Annotated in this window: 19 protein-coding genes; 7 read left to right on the top strand and 12 right to left on the bottom strand. The window is 66.3% G+C overall.

The genetic code is table 11. From position 1 onward, the window contains the following. Positions 1-6 precede the first annotated feature (6 nt). The gene (locus BMZ21_RS04645) at positions 7-444 is read right to left on the bottom strand and encodes a GFA family protein (protein WP_244543691.1); all 438 of its coding nucleotides are present in this window, start codon (positions 442-444) and stop codon (positions 7-9) included. 157 nt (positions 445-601) lie between these two features. Here BMZ21_RS04645 and rpoZ point away from each other — a divergent pair, with 157 nt between their 5' ends. Both rpoZ and BMZ21_RS04635 read left to right on the top strand, forming a co-directional pair. After that, on the top strand, positions 602-991 hold the full coding sequence (gene rpoZ / locus BMZ21_RS04640; RefSeq protein WP_057192190.1) for a DNA-directed RNA polymerase subunit omega: 390 nt from the start codon (positions 602-604) through the stop codon (positions 989-991). A 156-nt stretch (positions 992-1,147) separates the two neighbouring features. Beyond that, a complete protein-coding gene (locus BMZ21_RS04635) occupies positions 1,148-3,358 on the top strand; it encodes a RelA/SpoT family protein (RefSeq protein WP_091830622.1) in 2,211 nt (736 codons plus the stop codon). Between the two features lie 239 nt (positions 3,359-3,597). Here the strand turns inward: BMZ21_RS04635 and BMZ21_RS04630 are convergent, their stop codons facing one another. Further along, entirely contained in the window at positions 3,598-4,440 is an 843-nt protein-coding gene (locus BMZ21_RS04630; protein ID WP_091830150.1) for a LysR substrate-binding domain-containing protein, read from the bottom strand. A 117-nt stretch (positions 4,441-4,557) separates the two neighbouring features. On the opposite strand from BMZ21_RS04630, the gene BMZ21_RS04625 reads away from it, so the two are divergent. The 3 genes from BMZ21_RS04625 to parC all read left to right on the top strand — a co-directional run bounded on the left by BMZ21_RS04625 (position 4,558) and on the right by parC (position 8,245). Then, on the top strand, positions 4,558-4,941 hold the full coding sequence (locus BMZ21_RS04625; RefSeq protein WP_091830148.1) for a tautomerase family protein: 384 nt from the start codon (positions 4,558-4,560) through the stop codon (positions 4,939-4,941). A 172-nt stretch (positions 4,942-5,113) separates the two neighbouring features. Beyond that, a complete protein-coding gene (gene recO, locus BMZ21_RS04620) occupies positions 5,114-5,842 on the top strand; it encodes a DNA repair protein RecO (protein ID WP_091830146.1) in 729 nt (242 codons plus the stop codon). 156 nt (positions 5,843-5,998) lie between these two features. Further along, positions 5,999-8,245: a DNA topoisomerase IV subunit A gene (gene parC / locus BMZ21_RS04615; RefSeq protein WP_091830144.1), complete on the top strand. Its 2,247-nt coding sequence runs from the start codon at positions 5,999-6,001 to the stop codon at positions 8,243-8,245. 172 nt (positions 8,246-8,417) lie between these two features. Here parC and BMZ21_RS04610 read toward each other — a convergent pair whose 3' ends face one another. Together BMZ21_RS04610 and BMZ21_RS04605 are read right to left on the bottom strand one after the other, a co-directional pair. Then, on the bottom strand, positions 8,418-9,056 hold the full coding sequence (locus BMZ21_RS04610) for an outer membrane protein (protein ID WP_091830142.1): 639 nt from the start codon (positions 9,054-9,056) through the stop codon (positions 8,418-8,420). A gap of 54 nt (positions 9,057-9,110) precedes the next feature. Next, entirely contained in the window at positions 9,111-10,124 is a 1,014-nt protein-coding gene (locus BMZ21_RS04605) for a DUF2336 domain-containing protein (protein ID WP_091830140.1), read from the bottom strand. Positions 10,125-10,462: 338 nt separating this feature from the next. On the opposite strand from BMZ21_RS04605, the gene BMZ21_RS04600 reads away from it, so the two are divergent. Continuing rightward, positions 10,463-12,016 carry an OpgD/OpgG family glucan biosynthesis protein gene (locus tag BMZ21_RS04600; protein ID WP_244543690.1) on the top strand — a complete coding sequence of 518 codons (1,554 nt, stop codon included), beginning with the start codon at positions 10,463-10,465 and terminating at the stop codon, positions 12,014-12,016. A 4-nt stretch (positions 12,017-12,020) separates the two neighbouring features. Here the strand turns inward: BMZ21_RS04600 and BMZ21_RS04595 are convergent, their stop codons facing one another. The 6 genes from BMZ21_RS04595 to BMZ21_RS04575 form a co-directional block, all read right to left on the bottom strand. Next, a complete protein-coding gene (locus tag BMZ21_RS04595; protein ID WP_091830138.1) occupies positions 12,021-12,539 on the bottom strand; it encodes a hypothetical protein in 519 nt (172 codons plus the stop codon). Positions 12,540-12,602: 63 nt separating this feature from the next. Next, a complete protein-coding gene (locus BMZ21_RS30235; RefSeq protein ID WP_167561521.1) occupies positions 12,603-12,758 on the bottom strand; it encodes a hypothetical protein in 156 nt (51 codons plus the stop codon). A gap of 141 nt (positions 12,759-12,899) precedes the next feature. Next, positions 12,900-14,099 (bottom strand): UxaA family hydrolase, encoded by a 1,200-nt coding sequence (locus BMZ21_RS04590; RefSeq protein ID WP_091830136.1) that lies wholly within the window; start codon positions 14,097-14,099, stop codon positions 12,900-12,902. After that, complete coding sequence (locus tag BMZ21_RS04585; protein WP_091830134.1) at positions 14,096-14,413, bottom strand: UxaA family hydrolase; 318 nt, start codon at positions 14,411-14,413, stop codon at positions 14,096-14,098. Before BMZ21_RS04585 ends, BMZ21_RS04590 begins: the two co-directional genes overlap by 4 nt. Further along, positions 14,413-15,060, bottom strand: coding sequence for an RraA family protein (locus BMZ21_RS04580; RefSeq protein WP_091830132.1), 648 nt, complete (start codon positions 15,058-15,060; stop codon positions 14,413-14,415). The genes BMZ21_RS04585 and BMZ21_RS04580 overlap by 1 nt, the downstream gene beginning before the upstream one ends. A gap of 237 nt (positions 15,061-15,297) precedes the next feature. Continuing rightward, entirely contained in the window at positions 15,298-16,044 is a 747-nt protein-coding gene (locus tag BMZ21_RS04575; RefSeq protein WP_091830130.1) for an arginyltransferase, read from the bottom strand. A 166-nt stretch (positions 16,045-16,210) separates the two neighbouring features. On the opposite strand from BMZ21_RS04575, the gene BMZ21_RS04570 reads away from it, so the two are divergent. Next, positions 16,211-17,041: a class I SAM-dependent methyltransferase gene (locus BMZ21_RS04570; RefSeq protein ID WP_091830128.1), complete on the top strand. Its 831-nt coding sequence runs from the start codon at positions 16,211-16,213 to the stop codon at positions 17,039-17,041. Between the two features lie 7 nt (positions 17,042-17,048). Here BMZ21_RS04570 and BMZ21_RS04565 read toward each other — a convergent pair whose 3' ends face one another. Further along, positions 17,049-17,522, bottom strand: a complete 474-nt coding sequence (locus BMZ21_RS04565; RefSeq protein ID WP_158673520.1) for an RDD family protein — start codon at positions 17,520-17,522, stop codon at positions 17,049-17,051. A 59-nt stretch (positions 17,523-17,581) separates the two neighbouring features. After that, positions 17,582-18,826 (bottom strand): threonine ammonia-lyase, encoded by a 1,245-nt coding sequence (locus BMZ21_RS04560; RefSeq protein WP_091830124.1) that lies wholly within the window; start codon positions 18,824-18,826, stop codon positions 17,582-17,584. Positions 18,827-18,837: the final 11 nt, after the last annotated feature.

The following is an 18,837-nucleotide window of genomic DNA, read 5'->3' as shown; positions in this document are numbered from 1 at the left end:
CCATCGTCAACCGGATGCGATGAGCGGGCCGCCGGGGAACTCGGCATATTGCGGCAGGGCATCGGTGATTTCGAACCACGGTGCCTTGGAAGCGACGAAGATGTGCGCCGTCGGCCTGATGCTGGGTGCGTCGGTCAACGTGCCCAGGGTGACATGGACGAAAGCACCCTTGCGGACCACGGAATACAGCAGCGAGCCACACCGCCCGCAGTGAACGTCATGGGCTTCGTCGCTGCCATAGCGCAGCAGGGCGTCGACGCCCTGCGTGACGTCGAGCCCCCGCCTCGCAATGCCGGCGAATGGTTTGAAGGCGGCTCCGGTGGTCCGGCGGCACTGCGAACAATGGCAGTTCATGGCGTAGTCGAAGGCGTCTGTAACGCTGTAGGACACCGCGCCGCAAAAGCACCGACCGGACAGGCTGCGGGGGCGGGAGGAACTGGTCAAACCGAAACCTCCGGCGAAGACAGTTGGAGAGCCCCATTCAAGCAATGACCGACGCGCTCGCATGGCAGCAGCGAAATTCTTGCATCCCTCCGCTTCAACCTGTATGAGCGCCGTTCAACCTTTCCATCGCATCGCGCACGATCAGAAGGAGCCGCGAATGGCTCGCGTCACCGTTGAGGACTGCATCGACAAGGTCGAGAACCGCTTCGAGCTGGTTCTCCTCGCGAGCCACCGCGCCCGCATGATCGCCTCGGGCTCCTCGATCCTCGTCCAGCGCGACAACGACAAGAACCCGGTCGTCGCCCTGCGCGAGATCGCCGACGAGAAGCTCACCCCCGAGGATCTCAAGGAAGACCTGATCCACTCGCTGCAGAAGCATGTCGAGGTCGACGAGCCTGAGGCCGACACCGTGCCGCTGCTGACCTCGCAGTCGCATGTCGCCACCCCCGATTCAGAAGTCCAGTTCGATCGGATGAGCGAAGACGATCTGCTGCGCGGTCTCGACGGGCTCGTCCCGCCGACCGAGAGCGCCGACGACGAAGATTGAACTGTCGGAAAGCGTTTATGACGTTTGCTAAAGCCCGGCCCTGCCGGGCTTTTTCATGCCTGTACCGGACGGATTGATCTTGCCGCGACCTGCCGCGATCGTCGATATTGAAGCGAATCCAATCGAGTTGAGCGGTGGAGTTGCGCCCGCATGGGCATGATGCGGCAATATGAGCTTGTCGACCGGGTCAAGCGCTACAACCCGAACACCGACGAGGAGCTGCTCAACCGCGCCTATGTCTACGCCATGCGTGCGCATGGGACGCAGAAGCGCGCCTCTGGCGACCCGTTCTTCGCCCATCCGCTCGAAGTCGCGGCGATCCTCACCGAGCTCAAGCTCGACGACGCCACAATCGTCGCCGCCGTCCTGCACGATACCGTCGAGGACACCGAGGCGACGCTGGAGGAAATCGAGACCCTGTTCGGGCCCGATATCCGCCGCCTCGTCGACGGTCTCACCAAGATCAAGAAGCTCGACCTCGTCTCCAAGAAGGCGGCGCAGGGCGAGAACTTCCGCAAGCTGCTTCTCGCCATCGTCGACGATATCCGGGTGCTGCTGGTCAAGCTCGCCGACCGGCTGCACAACATGCGCACGCTGCATTACGTGCCGCCGGAGAAGCGCCTGCGCGTCGCCGAGGAGACGATCGAGATCTATGCGCCGCTCGCCGGCCGCATGGGCATGCAGGAATTGCGCGAGGAGCTGGAGGAGCTCGCTTTCCGCCATATCAAGCCGGAAGCGCACGCCACCATCACCAAGCGGCTGGAAGAGGTGACCCAGCGCGAGGGCAAGGTCATCGGCGAGATCGAGAGCGATCTCAAGGCCAAGCTCGCCGAACGCGGCATCGAGGCGCAGGTCTATGGCCGGCGCAAGCGGCCCTATTCGATCTGGAAGAAGATGGAGCGCAAATCCGTCTCCTTCGAGCAGCTCTCCGATATTTTCGGCTTCCGCGTCATCGTCGACAAGCCGGAGGACTGCTATCGCGTGCTCGGCATCGTCCACATGACCTGGCCGATGGTGCCAGGCCGCTACAAGGACTACATCTCGACGCCGAAGCAGAACGACTACCGCTCGCTGCACACCACCGTCGTCGGTCCCGGCCGCCAGCGCGTCGAATTGCAGATCCGCACCGACGGCATGGACCGCGTCGCCGAATTCGGCATCGCCGCCCATGCCCGCTACAAGGACGGGCGCACCGCCGGGGTCGTCGCCGCCGCCGACGAGAGCCGCGCCTATCAGTGGCTGCGCCGCACCGTCGATCTCCTGGCCGAGGGCGACAATCCCGAGGAGTTCCTCGAGCACACCAAGCTCGAGCTCTTCCACGACCAGGTCTTCTGCTTCACGCCCAAGGGGCGCCTGATCGCACTGCCGCGCGGGGCGACGCCGATCGACTTCGCCTATGCCGTCCATACCGATGTCGGCAACACGGCTGTCGGCGCCAAGATCAATGGGCGGATCGCGCCGCTGCTGACCGAACTCCAGAACGGCGACGAGGTCGAGATCACCCGCGCCGAGGGGCAGGCGCCTCCCGCCGCCTGGGAATCGCTGGTGGTCACCGGCAAGGCCCGGGCCGCCATCCGCCGCGCCACCCGTGTCGCCGTGCGCCGGCAATATGCCGGCCTCGGCCGCCAGATTCTGGAGCGCGCCTTCATGCGGGCCGAGCGCCCGTTCTCCGACGACAAGCTCAAGGCGGCGTTGAAGCGGCTCGCCCGCACGGCGGTCGACGACGTGCTGGCGGCGGTCGGGCGCGGCGAGATGTTCTCCGGCGACGTGGTGCGGGCGGTCTACCCCGATCTCGAACCGGAGAAGCGCGGCGCTACCGGCGACGCCAAGGCCAAGCCCTCCGGCAAGGGCTGGTTCGAACTGCGCCAGGGCGAGAACCTCAAGTTCAAGCTGCCGAACGAGACGCCCGGCAGCGACGCGATCCCGATCCGCGGCCTCGGCGGCGACCTGCCGGTCCGTTTCGCGCCGGGCGGCGGCGCCGTGCCGGGCGATCGCATCGTCGGCATCCTGACGCCGGGCGAGGCGGTGACGATCTATCCGATCCAGTCGCCTTCGCTCGCCGCCTTCGACAACGAGCCGGAGCGCTGGCTCGACGTGCGCTGGGACCTCGACGACAAGCGCCCGCAGCGCTTTCCGGCGCGCATCCAGCTCAACTCGATCAACGAGCCGGGATCGCTCGCCCAGATCACCACCACCATCGCCGAGCATGACGGCAATATCGACGCGGTCTCGATGGTGCGCCCGACGCCGGATTTCACCGACGTCACCATCGACCTGACGGTCTGGGACCTGAAGCACCTCAGCGCGATCATCAGCGAACTGCGCGAGAAGCGCGTGATCAGCAGGGTCGAGAGGGTCGTGGCGTAGAGAAAGGCGTCATGCTCTGCGTCGAGCCGCGGTTGCTTGACGCGAGGGTGGGATCACGGGCGCGGGGAACCCTTCTCCCGTGTGGGAGAAGGGTAGGGATGAGGGCCCGCCCTATCCGCAGAAGGCGCAGCGGCGCCGCTGAGTTTCAATAATTCGCGGCGGTCCCTCACCCCTACCCCTCTCCCATCCGGGAGAGGGGATCCCGCGCATACCCTATTTGCTTGCGCACGCGGCCTGAATCACCCCGCCCGGAACGCCGCCGCGAGCTCCCTGACGAAGGCGTTGGCGCGGGGCGTGGCGACATTGCTGCGCAGCACCACCTCGAAGGTGTCTAGCGCCGGCAACCCCCAGTCCGGCCCCAGATCGATCGCCCCGCGCGGGGCGATCCTGGCCGCCAGCGGCGAGACGCCGAGGCCGCCTTCGACCGCCGCCAGCACCGCCGCCATGCCGCCGCCGATGAAGGCTTCGCGCCAGGGCAGGCCGGCGCTGTCGAGCGCCTCCATGGCATGGCGGCGCAGGCGACATTCCGGCATCAGGCTGACCAGCGGCACGGGCCCGTTGGGCTTCGTCAGCGAGGGCGCGCCGAACCAGCCGAAGGCGTCACGGCGCAGCACCTCGCCGGTGCGGCCCGAGCCCAGCCGGCGGATCACCGCGACATCGAGCTCGCCGCGCTCGAACGCCGTATCGAGCGCCGCCGAGGGCTCGATGCGCAGCCCGATCACCAGAGAAGGGTCGTGGCGGGCCAGCCGCGCCAGCAGGGCAGGGGCGTCGGCTCCCACCGCCTGCTCGCTGATGCCGATGGTGATGCGCTCCTGGACCTGCCGGAACGAGGTCAGCGCCCGCTCATGCGCCGCCATCAAGTCACGCGCCGCCGGCAGGAAGCGCTCACCTTCGGCGGTCAGCCGGACGAGGCGCGGATGCCGCTGCAGCAGCAATTGGCCAAGCGCCTCCTCCAGCTTCTTGATGCGCGTCGAGACCAGCGATTGCGCCGTGCCGAGCGCCTCGGCGGCGCGGGTGAAGCTGCTGAACTCCGCTGCGCGCAGGAAGGCGGCGACGCCGTCGAGGTCGAGTGTGTTGCTCATGATAAATCTGAAATCGCGATTATTGATATCGCCAAAAATACGATTTTCAGATTAAGATTTCAAGCCTAGTTTCCAAGTGTCGGCGGCAAAGACCGCCCCTGCCACATGGAGCCTGTCATGCCTCTGATCCGGATTTCGATGCGCCGCGGCCGCCCGGCCTCGCACCCCGCCGCCATCGTCGACGGCGTCTATCGCGCCCTGCGCGCCACCTTCGAGGTGCCGGAGAACGACCTTTTTGCCGTGGTGCACCAGCACGAGGCCGAGGAGTTCATCTTCGACAACAATTTTTTTGGCTTCAACCGCAGCGACGCCCTGGTGATCATCCAGCTTAATGTCGCCAACACCCGTGGCGTCACCCAGAAGAAGGCGCTCTATGCCGCTATCGCCGAGAACCTGCAGAAGGAGCCGGGCCTGAAGGCCGACGACATCTTCATCAACCTCGTCGAGGTCAAGCGCGAGGACTGGTCCTTCGGCGGCGGCATCGCGCAGTACGTGGCGTAGCGCCTTACAATATTAGTCATCCCGGACAAGCCGCGGAGCGGCGCCGATCCGGGATCCATTCCTGAGCTTTTCCGAAAGGGGTTCCGGAATGGGTCCCGGGTCTCCGCTTCGCTCCGCCCGGGACGAGTCGCATCATTTGACCTATGCACGAGTGGGACCATAACACCGCTGCATGGAATGGAGCGACGAGGGCACGATCATCGGCGTCAGGCGTCATGGCGAGAGCGCCGTGATCCTGGAGGTGATGACGCGTGACCATGGCCGCCATCTCGGCCTCGTCCGCGGTGGCCGCTCCAGCAAGCAGCAACCGGTGCTCCAGCCCGGCAATCTCGTCTCGCTGAATTGGCGGGCGCGGCTCGACGAGCATCTCGGCGAATACAAGGTCGAACTCCTGACCTCCCATGCGGCGAGGCTGATGGCCCAGCCGGTCGCGCTCTACGGCCTCGCCAATGTCGCGGGCCTGCTGCGGCTGCTGCCGGAGCGCGATCCGCATCCGGGTCTCTATGAGGGGCTGGCAGTGCTGCTGGCCCATCTCGACGAGATCGCGATCGCGCCGGCGCTGATGGTGCGCTTCGAACTCGCCATGCTGTCCGAGCTCGGCTATGGGCTCTCGCTCGAACGCTGCGCCGTCACCGGCCTGCGTGAGGACTTGAGCCATGTCTCGCCGAAATCCGGCAAGGCGGTCAGCCGCAAGGCGGCCGAGCCTTATCTCGACCGGCTCCTCGCCTTGCCGCCCTTCCTGAGCGAGGGACAGGGGGCGCGCCGGCCGGCGCCGGCCGAGATCGCTGCCGGCTTCGCCCTGACCGGCTTTTTCCTGCGCCGCGACCTCTATGAGCCGCGCGGCCTGCAGGAGCCGCCCGAGCGGGCGCGCCTGCTGGAGCTGGCAGCGAAAATCCACTGATTTCCGCTGGTTTTCGGGCTGCGGCGCTTTGCGTCGCTTGCATCCCGGCTGCATCGTTGCATCAAGTGATTCGGGCCCTTATTCCCTCGCCTCGCGAGGTATGGACCGGTGTTGGCCCCTTCTCTGGGCTGCGTGTCGAACTAGGTTGATAGAAGCATGGGCAAACCCGTCGAGCCGCCTCCGGAGGAGGAAGCCGAACGCGTCGATCTGAAGAGCGCGCTCGAGGAGCGCTACCTCGCCTATGCGCTCTCCACGATCATGCATCGCGCCCTGCCGGATGCGCGCGACGGGCTGAAGCCGGTCCATCGCCGCATTCTCTATGCGATGCGCCTGCTGCGCCTGAACCCCGACGTCGTCCACCGCAAATGCGCCAAGATCGTCGGCGACGTCATCGGCGGCTTTCACCCGCATGGCGACCAGTCGGTCTATGACGCGCTGGTCCGCCTCGCCCAGGATTTCGCCCAGCGCTACCCGCTGATCGACGGGCAAGGCAATTTCGGCAATATCGACGGCGATAACGCCGCTGCCTACCGCTATACCGAAGCACGCATGACCGAGGTCGCGCGCCTCCTGCTCGACGGCATCGAGGAGGACGCGGTCGATTTCCGTCCGACTTACAATGCCGAGGACGAGGAGCCGATGGTGCTCCCGGCCGCCTTCCCGAACCTGCTCGCCAACGGCTCGCAGGGCATCGCGGTCGGCATGGCGACCTCGATCCCGCCGCACAACGCCGCCGAGCTCTGCGACGCGGCGCTCTATCTGATCCAGCATCCGGACACGACGTCCGAGCAGTTGATGACCTTCGTGCCCGGGCCGGACTTCCCGACCGGCGGCATCATCGTCGAGACGCGCTCGTCGATGGCCGAGACCTATCGCACCGGCCGTGGCGGCTTCCGCACGCGGGCGCGCTGGCATGTCGAGGACCAGGGGCGCGGCACCTGGTTCGTCGTCGTCACCGAAATCCCCTATGGAGTCCAGAAGGGCCGGCTGATCGAGAAGATCGCCGAATTGCTGGGCGACCGGAAGCTGCCGCTGGTCGCGGACCTGCGCGACGAGTCGGCCGAGGACATCCGCGTCGTCATCGAGCCGCGCGCCCGCAATGTCGACGCCAACCTGATGATGGAATCGCTGTTCAGGCTCTCCGAGCTGGAATCGCGCATTCCGATGAACATGAACGTGCTGACCGGCGGCGTCGTGCCGCGCGTGCTCAGCCTGGCTGAAGCGTTGCGGGCCTGGCTCGACCACCGCCGCGAGGTCTTGCAGCGGCGCTCGCGCTTCCGTCTCGGCCAGATCGACAAGCGGCTTGAAATCCTCGCGGGCCTCCTGATCGTCTATCTCGATCTCGACCGGGTGATCAAAATCATCCGCGAGGAGGACGAGCCCAAGATCGAGCTGATGAAGGTCTTCGCGCTCAACGAGGTCCAGGCCAACGCCATCCTCGACACCCGCCTGCGCGCCTTGCGCAAGCTGGAGGAGATGCAGCTCAAGACCGAGTTCGACGAGCTGACCCAGGAGAAGGGCCAGATCGAAGGGCTGCTCGCCTCCGAAGCCCAGCAGTGGAAGACCATCTCCTGGGACATCCGCGAGGTGAAGAAGCTGTTCGGCCCGGAGACGGCGATCGGCAAGCGCCGCACCACTTTCGCCGACATGCCGGACACCACCGATATCGACCTGACCCAGGCCATGGTGGAACGCGAGCCGGTGACGGTGGTGATCTCGAAGAAGGGCTGGATCCGGGCGCTGAAGGGCCATGTCCAGGACCTCTCGACCCTGTCCTTCAAGGGGGACGACGGTCTGCGCACCGCCTTCTTCAGCGAGACGACGTCCAAGATCCTGGTGATGGCGACCAACGGCAAGGTCTTCACGCTGGAAGCCTCGAAGCTGCCCGGCGGGCGTGGCTTCGGCGATCCGATCCGGCTGATGATCGAGCTGGAGGAGAGCGCCGAGATCGTCGCCGCGTTCCCCTACCGGGCGGGCCTGAAACTGCTGGTTGCGACGACCGAGGGGCGCGGCTTCGTCGTTCCGACCGACGACGTCGTCGCCAACACCCGCAAGGGCAAGCAGGTGCTGAACGTCGAGGCGCCGATGGAGGCGATGCTGGCGGTGCCGGCCGAAGGCGACCATGTCGCGATCATCGGCCAGAACCGCAAGCTGCTCTGCTTCCCGCTCTCCGAGGTTGCGGAGATGGGGCGCGGCAAGGGTGTCAGGCTGCAGCGCTACAAGGATGGCGGCCTGTCGGACGCCAAGGTCTTCAAGCTGGAGGATGGGCTGACCTGGCTCGACACCTCCGGTCGGACCTGGACGGTGGCGCAGGCCGAATTGCTCGAATGGCTCGGCCACCGCGCCGAGGCAGGCCGCCTGCCGCCCAAGGGCTTCCCGAAGAACAACAAGTTCGGGGGCTGACGCAGGACGTCATGCTCGGGCTTGACCCGAGCATCTCAGGCCTGAAGCGGCTGCCTTGGCCGTACCGTCACGAGATTCTCGCGGCTGCGCTTCGCTTCGTCCGAGAATGACCGTACTTCAAAGGCTTGGGGCGACAGCTTGAATCAACTCGCCAGCGTCTTGAATCGCATCCTCAGCGCATCGCCGGTCCGACGACGCCGACTTCGAGTCCGAGCGTTATCTTGTCGGTGACCGCCCATTCGACGCCGGCGCGCGCCTCCGGCCTGACGGCGATGTCGGAGCGCGAGAACGGCGCCGAGAACGAGGTCGCGCCATAGCGGAAGGTCTCGTTGGCTGCCGCCAGGCCGACCTTGGTGTAGAGCAGCACGTCCGGTGTCGCGAACACGCCGGCCTTGACCTGGAACGCGCCGGCGATGTCGCGGGTATAAGTTGCGCGGTTGAAGCCGGGATTGGCGTAGCCGCCGAAAGCGGGGGAGAATTCGAGCGCTCCGGCGATGCCGTAGACGAAGTCGCCGTCGCGCCACATCTTGCCGGCTTCCAGCCCGATCACCGGTCCGGCGGACGTCCCGTAATGCTTCGAGCTGGTGACCTGGAAGCCGCTGGAGATGCGGGCATAGGAGCCTTCCCATTTGACGCCGCCGGGCGACAGGGTCGGCTGCGACCAGGCGAAGGAGGGCAGGACGCCGAAGCCGGAGAGCGGCAGGAAGGCTTGCGCCTGCGCCGTGGCGCCGGTCGCGAGCAGCGCGGCCAAGGCTGCGCCGGCTGAAAGTAGCTTCATGCGTGCGGTGCCGATGACCGGGATCATGCTCATGGCATAGCAGGTGAAGGTGGGATTGTCGCGCTTTTGTGGCGCGACACCAGGTCGTCAGCTCAGCTTGGTCTTCAGGCGCAGGAACCGCATCGTCCGTTCGGCGGTAGCCATGTCGAGCTGCTCATAGTCCTTGAGATCGTCCTCGATGTCCTTGGCCTTGAAATAGAGGCGTCGTGCGCGCAGCTCCAGAATGGCGTGAAAGCTGTGCTTGCCGAGTTCCAGTATGCGCGCCAGCACGGCGATGCCGCTGACGTCGCGCTGCATCAGCACGCGCAGCGCCTGCTCGTTGGTGACCTCGGCGCTGGTCGCGATCACCTGGGCGAGGTGGAATGCGCGATCCTCCTCCGCCAGCATCGTGACGACGTCGTCGAGCGTGCGGGTCTTCGCGCGCAGGTCCGAGAGCAGCAGCTTGACCTCGAGCCTTTGCTGGCGCGCCTGCTTCGCGAGGGTCTCGGTTTCCTCGTTGCGCTCGGACTGGTCGGAGATCTGCTCCACGATGCGCAGCACGCGCTGGGCCCGCTGCGGCGACAGGTCGGAGCGGCGTGAGAGTGCTTCGCCTACGCCCGCATCGTCGCCGCCGCGTTGCAGCAGCCGGTCGAAGCCGTGGTCGGAGAATTGCGCCCCTTCATTGCCGGAGACCGTGCGCAGCACCGTCGTGTCGCCGCGCTCGACCAGGATATCGGTCACGCCTTCGGACAGGCGGGCGCGTTCTGCGATCGCCGCGAGATGGGTTTGCGTCTGGCTGACGGCGATGGCTGCCAGGTCGGTGTCGGTCAGGACCGGGGAGAGCTTGAGCACCAGCCGCGCCACGTCGGCATCCGCATCGTTAGCCAGCGTCACCGCCACCTGCCGCGGCAGCGTTCCGGTCGCGGCAACCGAGTCAGCGTATTCGCGGCGGCCGTCGGCATCGAGATGCGGCAACGAACGCAGCGCGATGTCGCCGTAGTGATCCTTCGATTCCTCGCTTGGGTCGGCATCGAGCAGGAACAAATCCGTCACCGCATTGAGCAGCTTGCGTCGGGAGTCCGACGACATGTCCGCGGGCATGCGGGTCAGAGTGTTGAGCATCGGCGTGGCTTCCGGCGAAGTATCACGTTTGCGGGACCTGGCAGACTTTACCCAGCGCCATTTGATTTAGTCTTAAGCCGGCCGAAGAATCGCCAGTATTTAAGGGTCAAGAGGGCAATCTTTAGATTGCAGTTTTATATTTATACAACCAAAGATATATGGCTTTGGTCGTCGCGGGCGGAACATCCTCGCCCGGCTCACGTTGGCAGGTTGCCGTCCTTCTGCGGCCATCGACACAGCCCATGATGCGGAGCATGATGACAAGCCGATCTGACGCGCACAGGCGTTTACTCGTCGATGGCTCGGGCGATGCAGTAACTGGGTTGTCGCGCCGGACGTTGCTGGCTGCCTTGGGCTCGATCGGGCTCGCCACGCCCCTCCGCTCCCAGGATGGCCGCCCGCCGGCCGCCGCGCCGACTGTCGAGCCACGGCGTGGCAATTTCGGCTATGAGGATGTCGTCCGCCAGGCCCGCGAGCTCGCGGCCCGTCCGTTCGACACCAGCGCCCCCGCCGTTCCCGATGCGCTGACATCGCTGACTTATGACAGCTATCGCGAGATCAGGTTCCGGCGCGAGAAGGCGCTCTGGCAGGATGGCGGCTCTGACTACCGCCTTCACCTATTCCACCTCGGCTTCCTGCACGACAAGCCTGTACCGATCCATGTGATCAGCGACGGCAATGCGATTCCGCTGCCGTTCAACATGGCGCTGTTCGAGTATGGCAAGGCCCAGGTTCCGCAGAAGCTGCCGGTCTCGCTCGGCTTCGCCGGCTTCGCCGTCACCACGACGCTGAATGATCTGAAAGTGCAGGACGAGGTTATCTCGTTCCTTGGCGCCAGCTATTTCCGCTTTCTGGGACGCGGCCACCGCTATGGTCTCTCGGCTCGCTCGCTCGCCCTCGATGTCGGTGGCGAGCAGGCCGAGGAGTTTCCGTTCTTCCGCGCGCTCTGGCTGGATAAGCCGCAGCCCGACAGCGTCGATCTCGTCATCTACGCTTTGCTGGATTCGCCGTCCGTCAGCGGTGCCTTCCGCTATGTCGTCACCCCCGGTCAGCAGACCAGCGTCGCCGTCACGGCGACGATCGTGCCGCGCCGGACGATCGAGCGCATCGGTATCGCGCCGCTGACCTCGATGTTCCTCGCCGGCGAGGGCGACCGGGAGCAACGCACCGATTTCCGGCCCGAGGTCCACGATTCCGACGGGCTGATGCTGAAGACCGGTGCGGGAGAATGGATCTGGCGGCCGATCCGCAATCCGCAGGCGCTGACGATCTCATCCTTCCACGATCGCAACCCGCGCGGCTTCGGCCTGATCCAGCGCGACCGCGAATTCGGCCACTACCAAGATCTGGAGGCGCATTACCACGCCCGCCCCGGCTACTGGGTCGAGCCGTCGGGCGACTGGGGCGAGGGCCGCGTCGACCTGATCGAGATCCCGACCCAGGGCGAGGAGTTCGACAACATCGTCTGCTGCTGGACGCCGAAGACGCCGTTGCCGAGCGGCCAGCCGACCGAGCTGAGCTATCGCATCACCACGGTGTCGACGACCGAGACCCTGCACGCAATGGCGCAAGTCCAGAGCAGCATCGCCGCTCGCGAGGAGCTCGACGCAGCCGCAGGGCTGGCGAAGCGGCGCTTCATTGTCGACTTCAACGCCGGCGATCTCGAATACTATCTGTCCGACCCCAAGCGCGTCTCCGTGGTCGCGACGGTGTCCACCGGCACGGTCGCCCGGGCGACCATCGATCCGAACTTCGCGGCGAAAGGCTTCCGCGTCATCGTCGATGTCACGCTCCGGCCCGGCGAGAGCACCGATCTGCGCATCTTCCTGCGCACGCCAAGGGCGACGCTCAGCGAGACCTGGACGACGAGCTGGACTGCGCCGGCCGCGTGACGATCTACGGCGCCGGGAAGAAGACGCTCGGCAGGTTGCCGGTGCGCGCGGTCGATTCAACCCTCACCGGCTCGCGCGCGCCCGACCCATAGCCCCAGTCGAAGGCGGTGCCGTCCTGCTCGTTGCAGGTCGGCCGCTGCGGGTTCTTGGCGATCGCGGCTGATTTCGGGAAAGCGGTGTTGTCTACCGCGTCGGTGGTCGGCTGGCCGATATCGATGCGCGACGTCACCATGGCGACTGTCCGCTTGGCGGTCGGTGTGGCCCAGCCCAGCATGCCATGCCAGATGATGTGCCAGCCGATCTGTGCCAGATGATTCACCGTCGTGCCGCGTTCCCTGGCGACGAAATGGGCGAGGAAGCCCTCGTCCCGCCGCGCCATGAGCAGGACGTTCGGTGAATGCGTCACGGCATTGGTCTGACGCGGGGGAAACGGATTGTTGCGGTGGTCGCCGAGCTTGTAGGTCACCAGGAAGCCCTTGTTGGCGGTGATCGTGGCGGTGCCGGGAGCGATTGCGACAACCATGGCTACTCCTGCTGATATCGGGCGTCCCGGTGATCCCGGGCCGATGAGGCCAGGAGCGTCGATCTAGCGAACGGCGGCACCGTGCCTGCGTGCCTTGTTGGCGTCGGCGCGCCGGTTGAGGGCGCTTTGCGCGATGATGGCGCGCTCCAGCGCCGCCATGGTCAACGGGCCGATGATGGCGTTGGGCAGGGTGCGGCCCTGGCTGGTCGAGTTCGGCATCGCCAGCCCGAGATCGATCAGCGCATTGTGCGAGAAGCGCGGTGACGCGAGCGCCGTGATCTCGATCCTGCCCGTCCCCGGTGACTCAAGGTTAGTTCCGGGCTCGGGGAGGGGGCAAGGATGGCTGCAAGGCAACTTGGCTTATGCGGCCGGCAGGCAGGCCGGGCCGAGCGGCTCGAAGCTCTTGTAGGTCAGGATGAACTCCTGATGGCCGAGCTCCTCAGACTTCGTCCGCCCGCCCTGAGCCAGCGAGACGACGAGATCGCGGATTTCGGTTCCGACCTCGTCGAGGCTGGCTCGGCCCTCGAGGATACGGCCCGCATCGACGTCCATATCGTCGCTCATCCGGCGATAGGTCTCCGGATTGGCGCAGATCTTCACCACCGGCGAGATCGCCGAGCCTACCACCGAGCCGCGCCCGGTGACGAACAGCACGCAATGCGCGCCGCAGGCGATCAGCTCTGCGATCTCGGCGTTGTCGTTGATATTGGGGAAGCCGAAGCGGACCTCGCCGTCCGGCACCACGTCGAGTAGATAGAGCCCGCCGCGCGGCGGCACGTCGCCTGGCTTCAGAAGCCCGGAGATCGGCGACGCCCCCGATTTGGCATAGGCGCCCATCGACTTCTCCTCGATGGTCGAGAGCCCGCCCTCGGCATTGCCGGCGGCGAAGGAGCCGTAGCCGAGCGTCGCATAGTAGCGCGCCGCCTTGGCCACAGATTTCTCCAGCTCGACACCGAGCTCGGGCGTGATCGCGCGCTCCGCCATGATGTGCTCGCAGCCGATCAGCTCGCCGGTCTCCTCGAAGATGCAGGCGGCGCCCTCGGCGATGAGTTGGTCGAAGGCGCGACCCGCCGCCGGGTTGCCGGTGATGCCGGAAGTGCCGTCGGAGCCGCCGCAGACGGTGCCGATCACCAGTTCGCTGACCTGCATCGGCACGGTCTCGGCAGCGTCGAGCGCGATGCGCTGCTCCTCGACCCAGCCGCGGCCCTCCTTGATCGAGGCGCGGGTGCCGCCGGTGCCCTGGATCACGATGGTCTTCACCGGCCGGCCGGTGGCGCGCACCGCCCGCTCCAGCGCATATTTATTGAAGCTTTCGCAGCCGAGCGAGACCAGCAGCACCGCCCCGACATTGGGATGGGTGCAGAGCTGCTCCATCATCTTCTCGGCGTAGGGGTTGGGATAGCAGCCCGGGAAGCCGATGGCGTGCACCTCATGCTCGCGCCAGGGCAGGGCGATCTCGCGCGCGACATGGTGGGCGCATTCGACCAGATAGGCGACGGCGACGACGTTGCGGATGCCCTTGCGGCCGTCGCTGCGGAGATAGCCTTGCAGTCCGCTCATTCCGCCGCTCCCGCCTTGCGCTCGTCCTCGAGATGATAGGTCGGCGTGTAGTCGCTCTTCATGTTCTGGACATGGACATGGTGACCCGCAGCGATCGCCTTTGTCGCCACCCCGATCGGCGCGCCGTACTTCAGGATCTTCTCGCCGGGCGCGATGGCGCGCCGGGCGATCTTGTGGGCGAGCGCGATGTCGCGGTCGATCACCGCCGGGCCCATGCCGGTCTCGATCGGCTCGCCTGCCGGCAGGCGGGTGCGCGCGACGAAGACGTTGTCGCGCGGGTCTAGCAGGATCAGGCGGGGATCGTGCTGGGACATCAGAACTTGCCGAACTGCAGATAGGCCTGCTGCGGGTCGGTGCCGGCGAGGATCGCGGTGCGCACCTTGTTCTCGGCCGAGATCGCGGTCTCGGACTTCTCCAGCACTTCCTCGATGATCTCCAGGGGGATGCGGACGACGCCGTCGCGGTCGGCGAGGATGTAGTCGCCGGGCCGGATCCAGACGTCGCCGATCTTGATCGGCTCGTCGACCGCCTTGGGCAGCCAGACGCCGACGATATCGCGCGGGGTATAGGCCTTGAAATAGGCCTGGAAGCCCATCTCGACCATGAATTCGGTGTCACGCGACAGGCCGTCGATGACGCAGCCGCGCACGCCCTTGTTCTTCAGCGTCTCGGCCGAGAGCTCGCCCATCAGCGCGACCTCTTCGGTGTTGGGCTGGCAGACCCAGACATGGCCGGGCTTGGCGGCGGAGAGCAGTCCGGTCCAGCCGAGCAGGGTCTCGTGCGCATCGAACTCGCCGGTCTTGCCCTCGACGGTGAAGGCCGGGCCTGCGAGCTTCACGCCGGGCAGCAGCGGGCGCAGCGCCGGCGGCAAGGTGAAGTCCTTCAGCCCCATGGCGCGCATCGTATCGTGGATGATGCCGGTGTAGCAGCGTTCGAGGCGCTCGGTCAGCGTGTCCGTCATGGTTCCTCCGGTGCGGCCGTTTCGGCGGCCTTGCAGGCACCTTGCGCAGCGGCGGGCTAGCAGGCAAGTGCGGATTTTGCAGCGCAGTCGCGCGCATTAAACGATTTAAATCGTGACTTTCGTCATGCTCGGGCTTGACCCGAGCATCTCATGCCAGAAGGGCTCCTGTCAGCGCCTTCTCGTCCTGAGATTCTCGGGTCTGCGCTTCGCTTCGCCCGAGAATGACGCGCCGACCTGTCAGCCCACGCGCTCCCAGCCCTGCGGCATCAGCCGCTCCTGCGGCAGGAAGCGGGCCTTGTAGGCCATTTTCGGCGAGCCCTCGACCCAGTAGCCGAGATAGACGTAAGGCAGGCCGAGCTTGCGGGCGCGCTCGACATGCTCCAGCACCATGAAGGTGCCGAGCGATCGCGCTTCGAGGGCGGGGTCATAGACCGAATAGACCATGGAGAGCCCGTCGCTCAGCCGGTCGGTCAAAGCGAAGGCGAAGAGGTCGCCCTGGCCTCGTCCGGTGAAGCCGCTGTCAGGGCTGCGCCGGCGGTATTCGATCAGGCTGGTCTCGACATGGGTATCCTCGACCATCATGGCGAAGTCGAGCGCCGACATCGTCGCCATCCCGCCATCGGGATGGCGGTCGTCGAGATAGCCGCGGAACAGCGAATAATGCTCCGAGCGCGGCTGCGGCGGCAGCGCCTCGCCGATCAGGTCGCTGTTATGAGAGAGGATCTTGCGGAAGGTGCGCGAAGGCCGGAAGTCGGCGACGACGATCCTGACAGAGATGCAGGCCCGGCAGGTCTCGCAGGCCGGCCGATAGGCGATGCTCTGCGAGCGCCGGAAGCCGCCTTGCGAGAGTACGTCGTTGAGGTCGCGCGCCCGCGCCCCGACGAGATGGGTGAACACCTTGCGCTCCTCGCGGCCCGGTAAGTAGGGGCAGGGCGTCGGCGAGGTCAGGTAGAATTGCGGGGCATCCCGCAAGGGACGTGTCACGTCAGGCAGGCTCCGGAACCGCCGAATTGAACCTGAGTTTAGCAGCCGGTGCGGCGGCAACAAGCGGGAAGCCGGGAGCGGCCACTCCGCATGGGATAACCCCTGAATCAGTGCTAGCTTGCGCTCGCAGGGATTCCCTTGAGACCCCAGAGGCGGGGGTGATGCGATGCAGGCCGAGACGGTCGCGTTGACCCGCGAGAAGGAAACCCTGCTGATCACGCTCTGGGCCAAGGCCGGCGAGAGCCTGCTGCCCGATTCCCTGCTCAAGGATCGTTTCGCCGCCGAGGCTGCAACTCGCATCGACTATGATTTCGCCAGGCTCAAGGTCAACCGCGACCTGATGGTCGGCCTCGCCATGCGTGCTCACGCGCTCGATGGCTGGACACGCGATTTTCTCGGCAGGCACCCCGAGGCTCTGGTGCTGCATCTCGGCTGCGGGCTCGACAGCCGCGTCTTCCGGATCGATCCGCCGGCCGGTGTCGATTGGTACGACATCGACTATCCGGATGTCATCGCGCTCAGGCAAAAGCTCTACCCGGCGCGCGACGGCTATCATCTGATCGGCTCGTCGGTGACGGAGCCAGGCTGGATCGCCGGGCTGCCGCGGGATCGCCCGACGATGATCGTGGCCGAGGGGCTTTTGCTCTATCTGCCCGAAGAAGAGGTGCCATTGCTGCTGGAGCGGCTGGTTCAGCGCTCCCCGAGCGCGGAGATCGTCTTCGACGCCTATAGTCCGTTCGGCCTCAGGCTGATCGCGATGCAGCCCTCGATCAAGGCGACCGGCGCGGCGCTGCACTGGTCGCTCGACGATCCCTGCGAACTCGAGCGGCAGGTGCCGGGACTGGAACTGGTGACCGAAATGACGGCCTACGACCCTGATGGTTACGATCCCGCCCAGATCGCTCGCATGTCATGGCCGGCACGCTTTACGATGCAGTTCTTCTCGTTGATCCCGCCGCTGGCCCGCATCGGCCTGCTGCTGCGCTATCGCTTTTGAGATCGGCTCAGGCGCGGACCACCACGAGCCCGGTCAGGATGTCGTGGCCGAGGCGCCGGTCCTCGCGCACCAGCCCGCAGGCGACATCGAGGAACCAGAGGCCGACCGTGCCAGCCGCGACATAGAAGAAAAGCGCGTGCACGGCGGCAGCCAGCGCATCGGGTCGGCCGCCAGAGGCGGTCTCGACCCGCAGGCCGGCCATGCGCATGCCGAGCGTCGCCTGCTTGCGCCCGCCGATGGTGATGGCGGCATAGCCGAGCGCGACCGCGATCGTCGCGCCGCCCATCAGCAGCCAGGTCAGGCCGAAGGTGACGATGCCGAGGATGGCGAGCAGAAACCAGACCATGCTGCCCAGGATGAACAGCACGACGACGTCGCCGATCCAGGCGAACAGGCGCGACCCGAGCACGCCGCGCGTATCCTGCAGCGGCCGGTCCTCCAGCGCGACGATCGGCGGCTGGCGATAGGACGGGTTCGACATCGACGTTGAATTCCTCATTGCTCAGGGGCCAGGATGGCCCACCGGACAATAATGTTTGATCAGCCGGCCGGTTCCGCAAGGCCGCGGGGGTAAATCCGCCGCGGCGCGAAGCCTTCCTGGCGCAGCGCCTCTTCGATCGCGGCGGTGTGCGCCTCGTCGCGAGTCTCGATGGTGACGTCGAGCATCACGCCCTTGGCGGGAACGTCGAGGAAGAGCCGGCCATGGCTGACCTCCAGGATGTTGGCGCCGAGCGTGCCGAACAGGCTCGCGACCTTGCCGAGCAGCCCTGGCCGGTCGCTGGCGGTGAGGCGGAATGCGGCGATGCGCTGCTCGCGCTCGAGCTCGCGTACCATGATCGCCGCGAGCAGGCGCGCATCGATATTGCCGCCCGAGAGCACGAGGCCGACCTTGCGGCCGCGATAGCGCTCCGGTTCCTTCAGCATAGCCGCGAGGCCGGCGGCGCCCGCGCCTTCGGCCAGCGTGTGCTGCAGCGTCGCGCAGGCATTGACGGCGCGCTCGATCAGGTCCTCGCTCACCAGCACGATGTCGGAGACCAACGCCTTCACCACCGGCAGGGTCTGCGCGCCGACGGTCTTGACCGCGATGCCCTCGGCCAGCGTCGCGCCGCCGATCGGCAGGTCGGCGCCATCGACGGCATTGTGGAAGGAGGGATAGAGCGCCGCCTCGACGCCGATCATCTCGATCGACGGCTTCAGCGCCTTGGCGGCGATGGCGTTGCCGGCCATCAGCCCGCCACCACCGAGCGGGATCAGCAGCGTGTCGAGTTCGGGGACCTCGCGCAGCATTTCCAGCGCGACGGTGCCCTGGCCGGCCATCACAGCCGCGTCGTCATAGGGGTGGACGAAAACGAGGCTTTTCTGCTCGGCGATCTCGCGCGCCCTCTGCGTGGACTCGTAGAGCGTCTCGCCGAACAGCACGACCTCGGCGCCATGGGCACGCGTATTCTCCACCTTCACCAGCGGCGTCGTCTCCGGCATGACGATCGTCGCCGGGATGCCGAAGCGCCGCGCATGGTAGGCTACGGCCTGGGCATGGTTGCCGGCCGACATGGCGATGACGCCGCGACGCCTCTCGTCCTCGCTCAGACTCAGCAGCTTGTTGACCGCGCCGCGCTCCTTGAAGGAGGCGGTCGCCTGCATGTTCTCGTGCTTGACGAAAACCTCGGCACCGGTCAGGGCCGACAGGCGCGGCGCCGGCATCAGCGGCGTCTTCAGCACATGGCCTGCGATGGTCTGCGCAGCCGCCTCGATATCGGCGAAGCTGATCGCGAAGCCGCTGCCCATCCGTTACCCCG

The organism is Allobosea lupini (assembly GCF_900109525.1).
Taxonomy (GTDB): domain Bacteria; phylum Pseudomonadota; class Alphaproteobacteria; order Rhizobiales; family Beijerinckiaceae; genus Allobosea; species Allobosea lupini.
The sequence above is the reverse complement of the archived record's forward strand: the minus strand, read 5'-3'. Positions and strand labels throughout refer to the sequence as shown.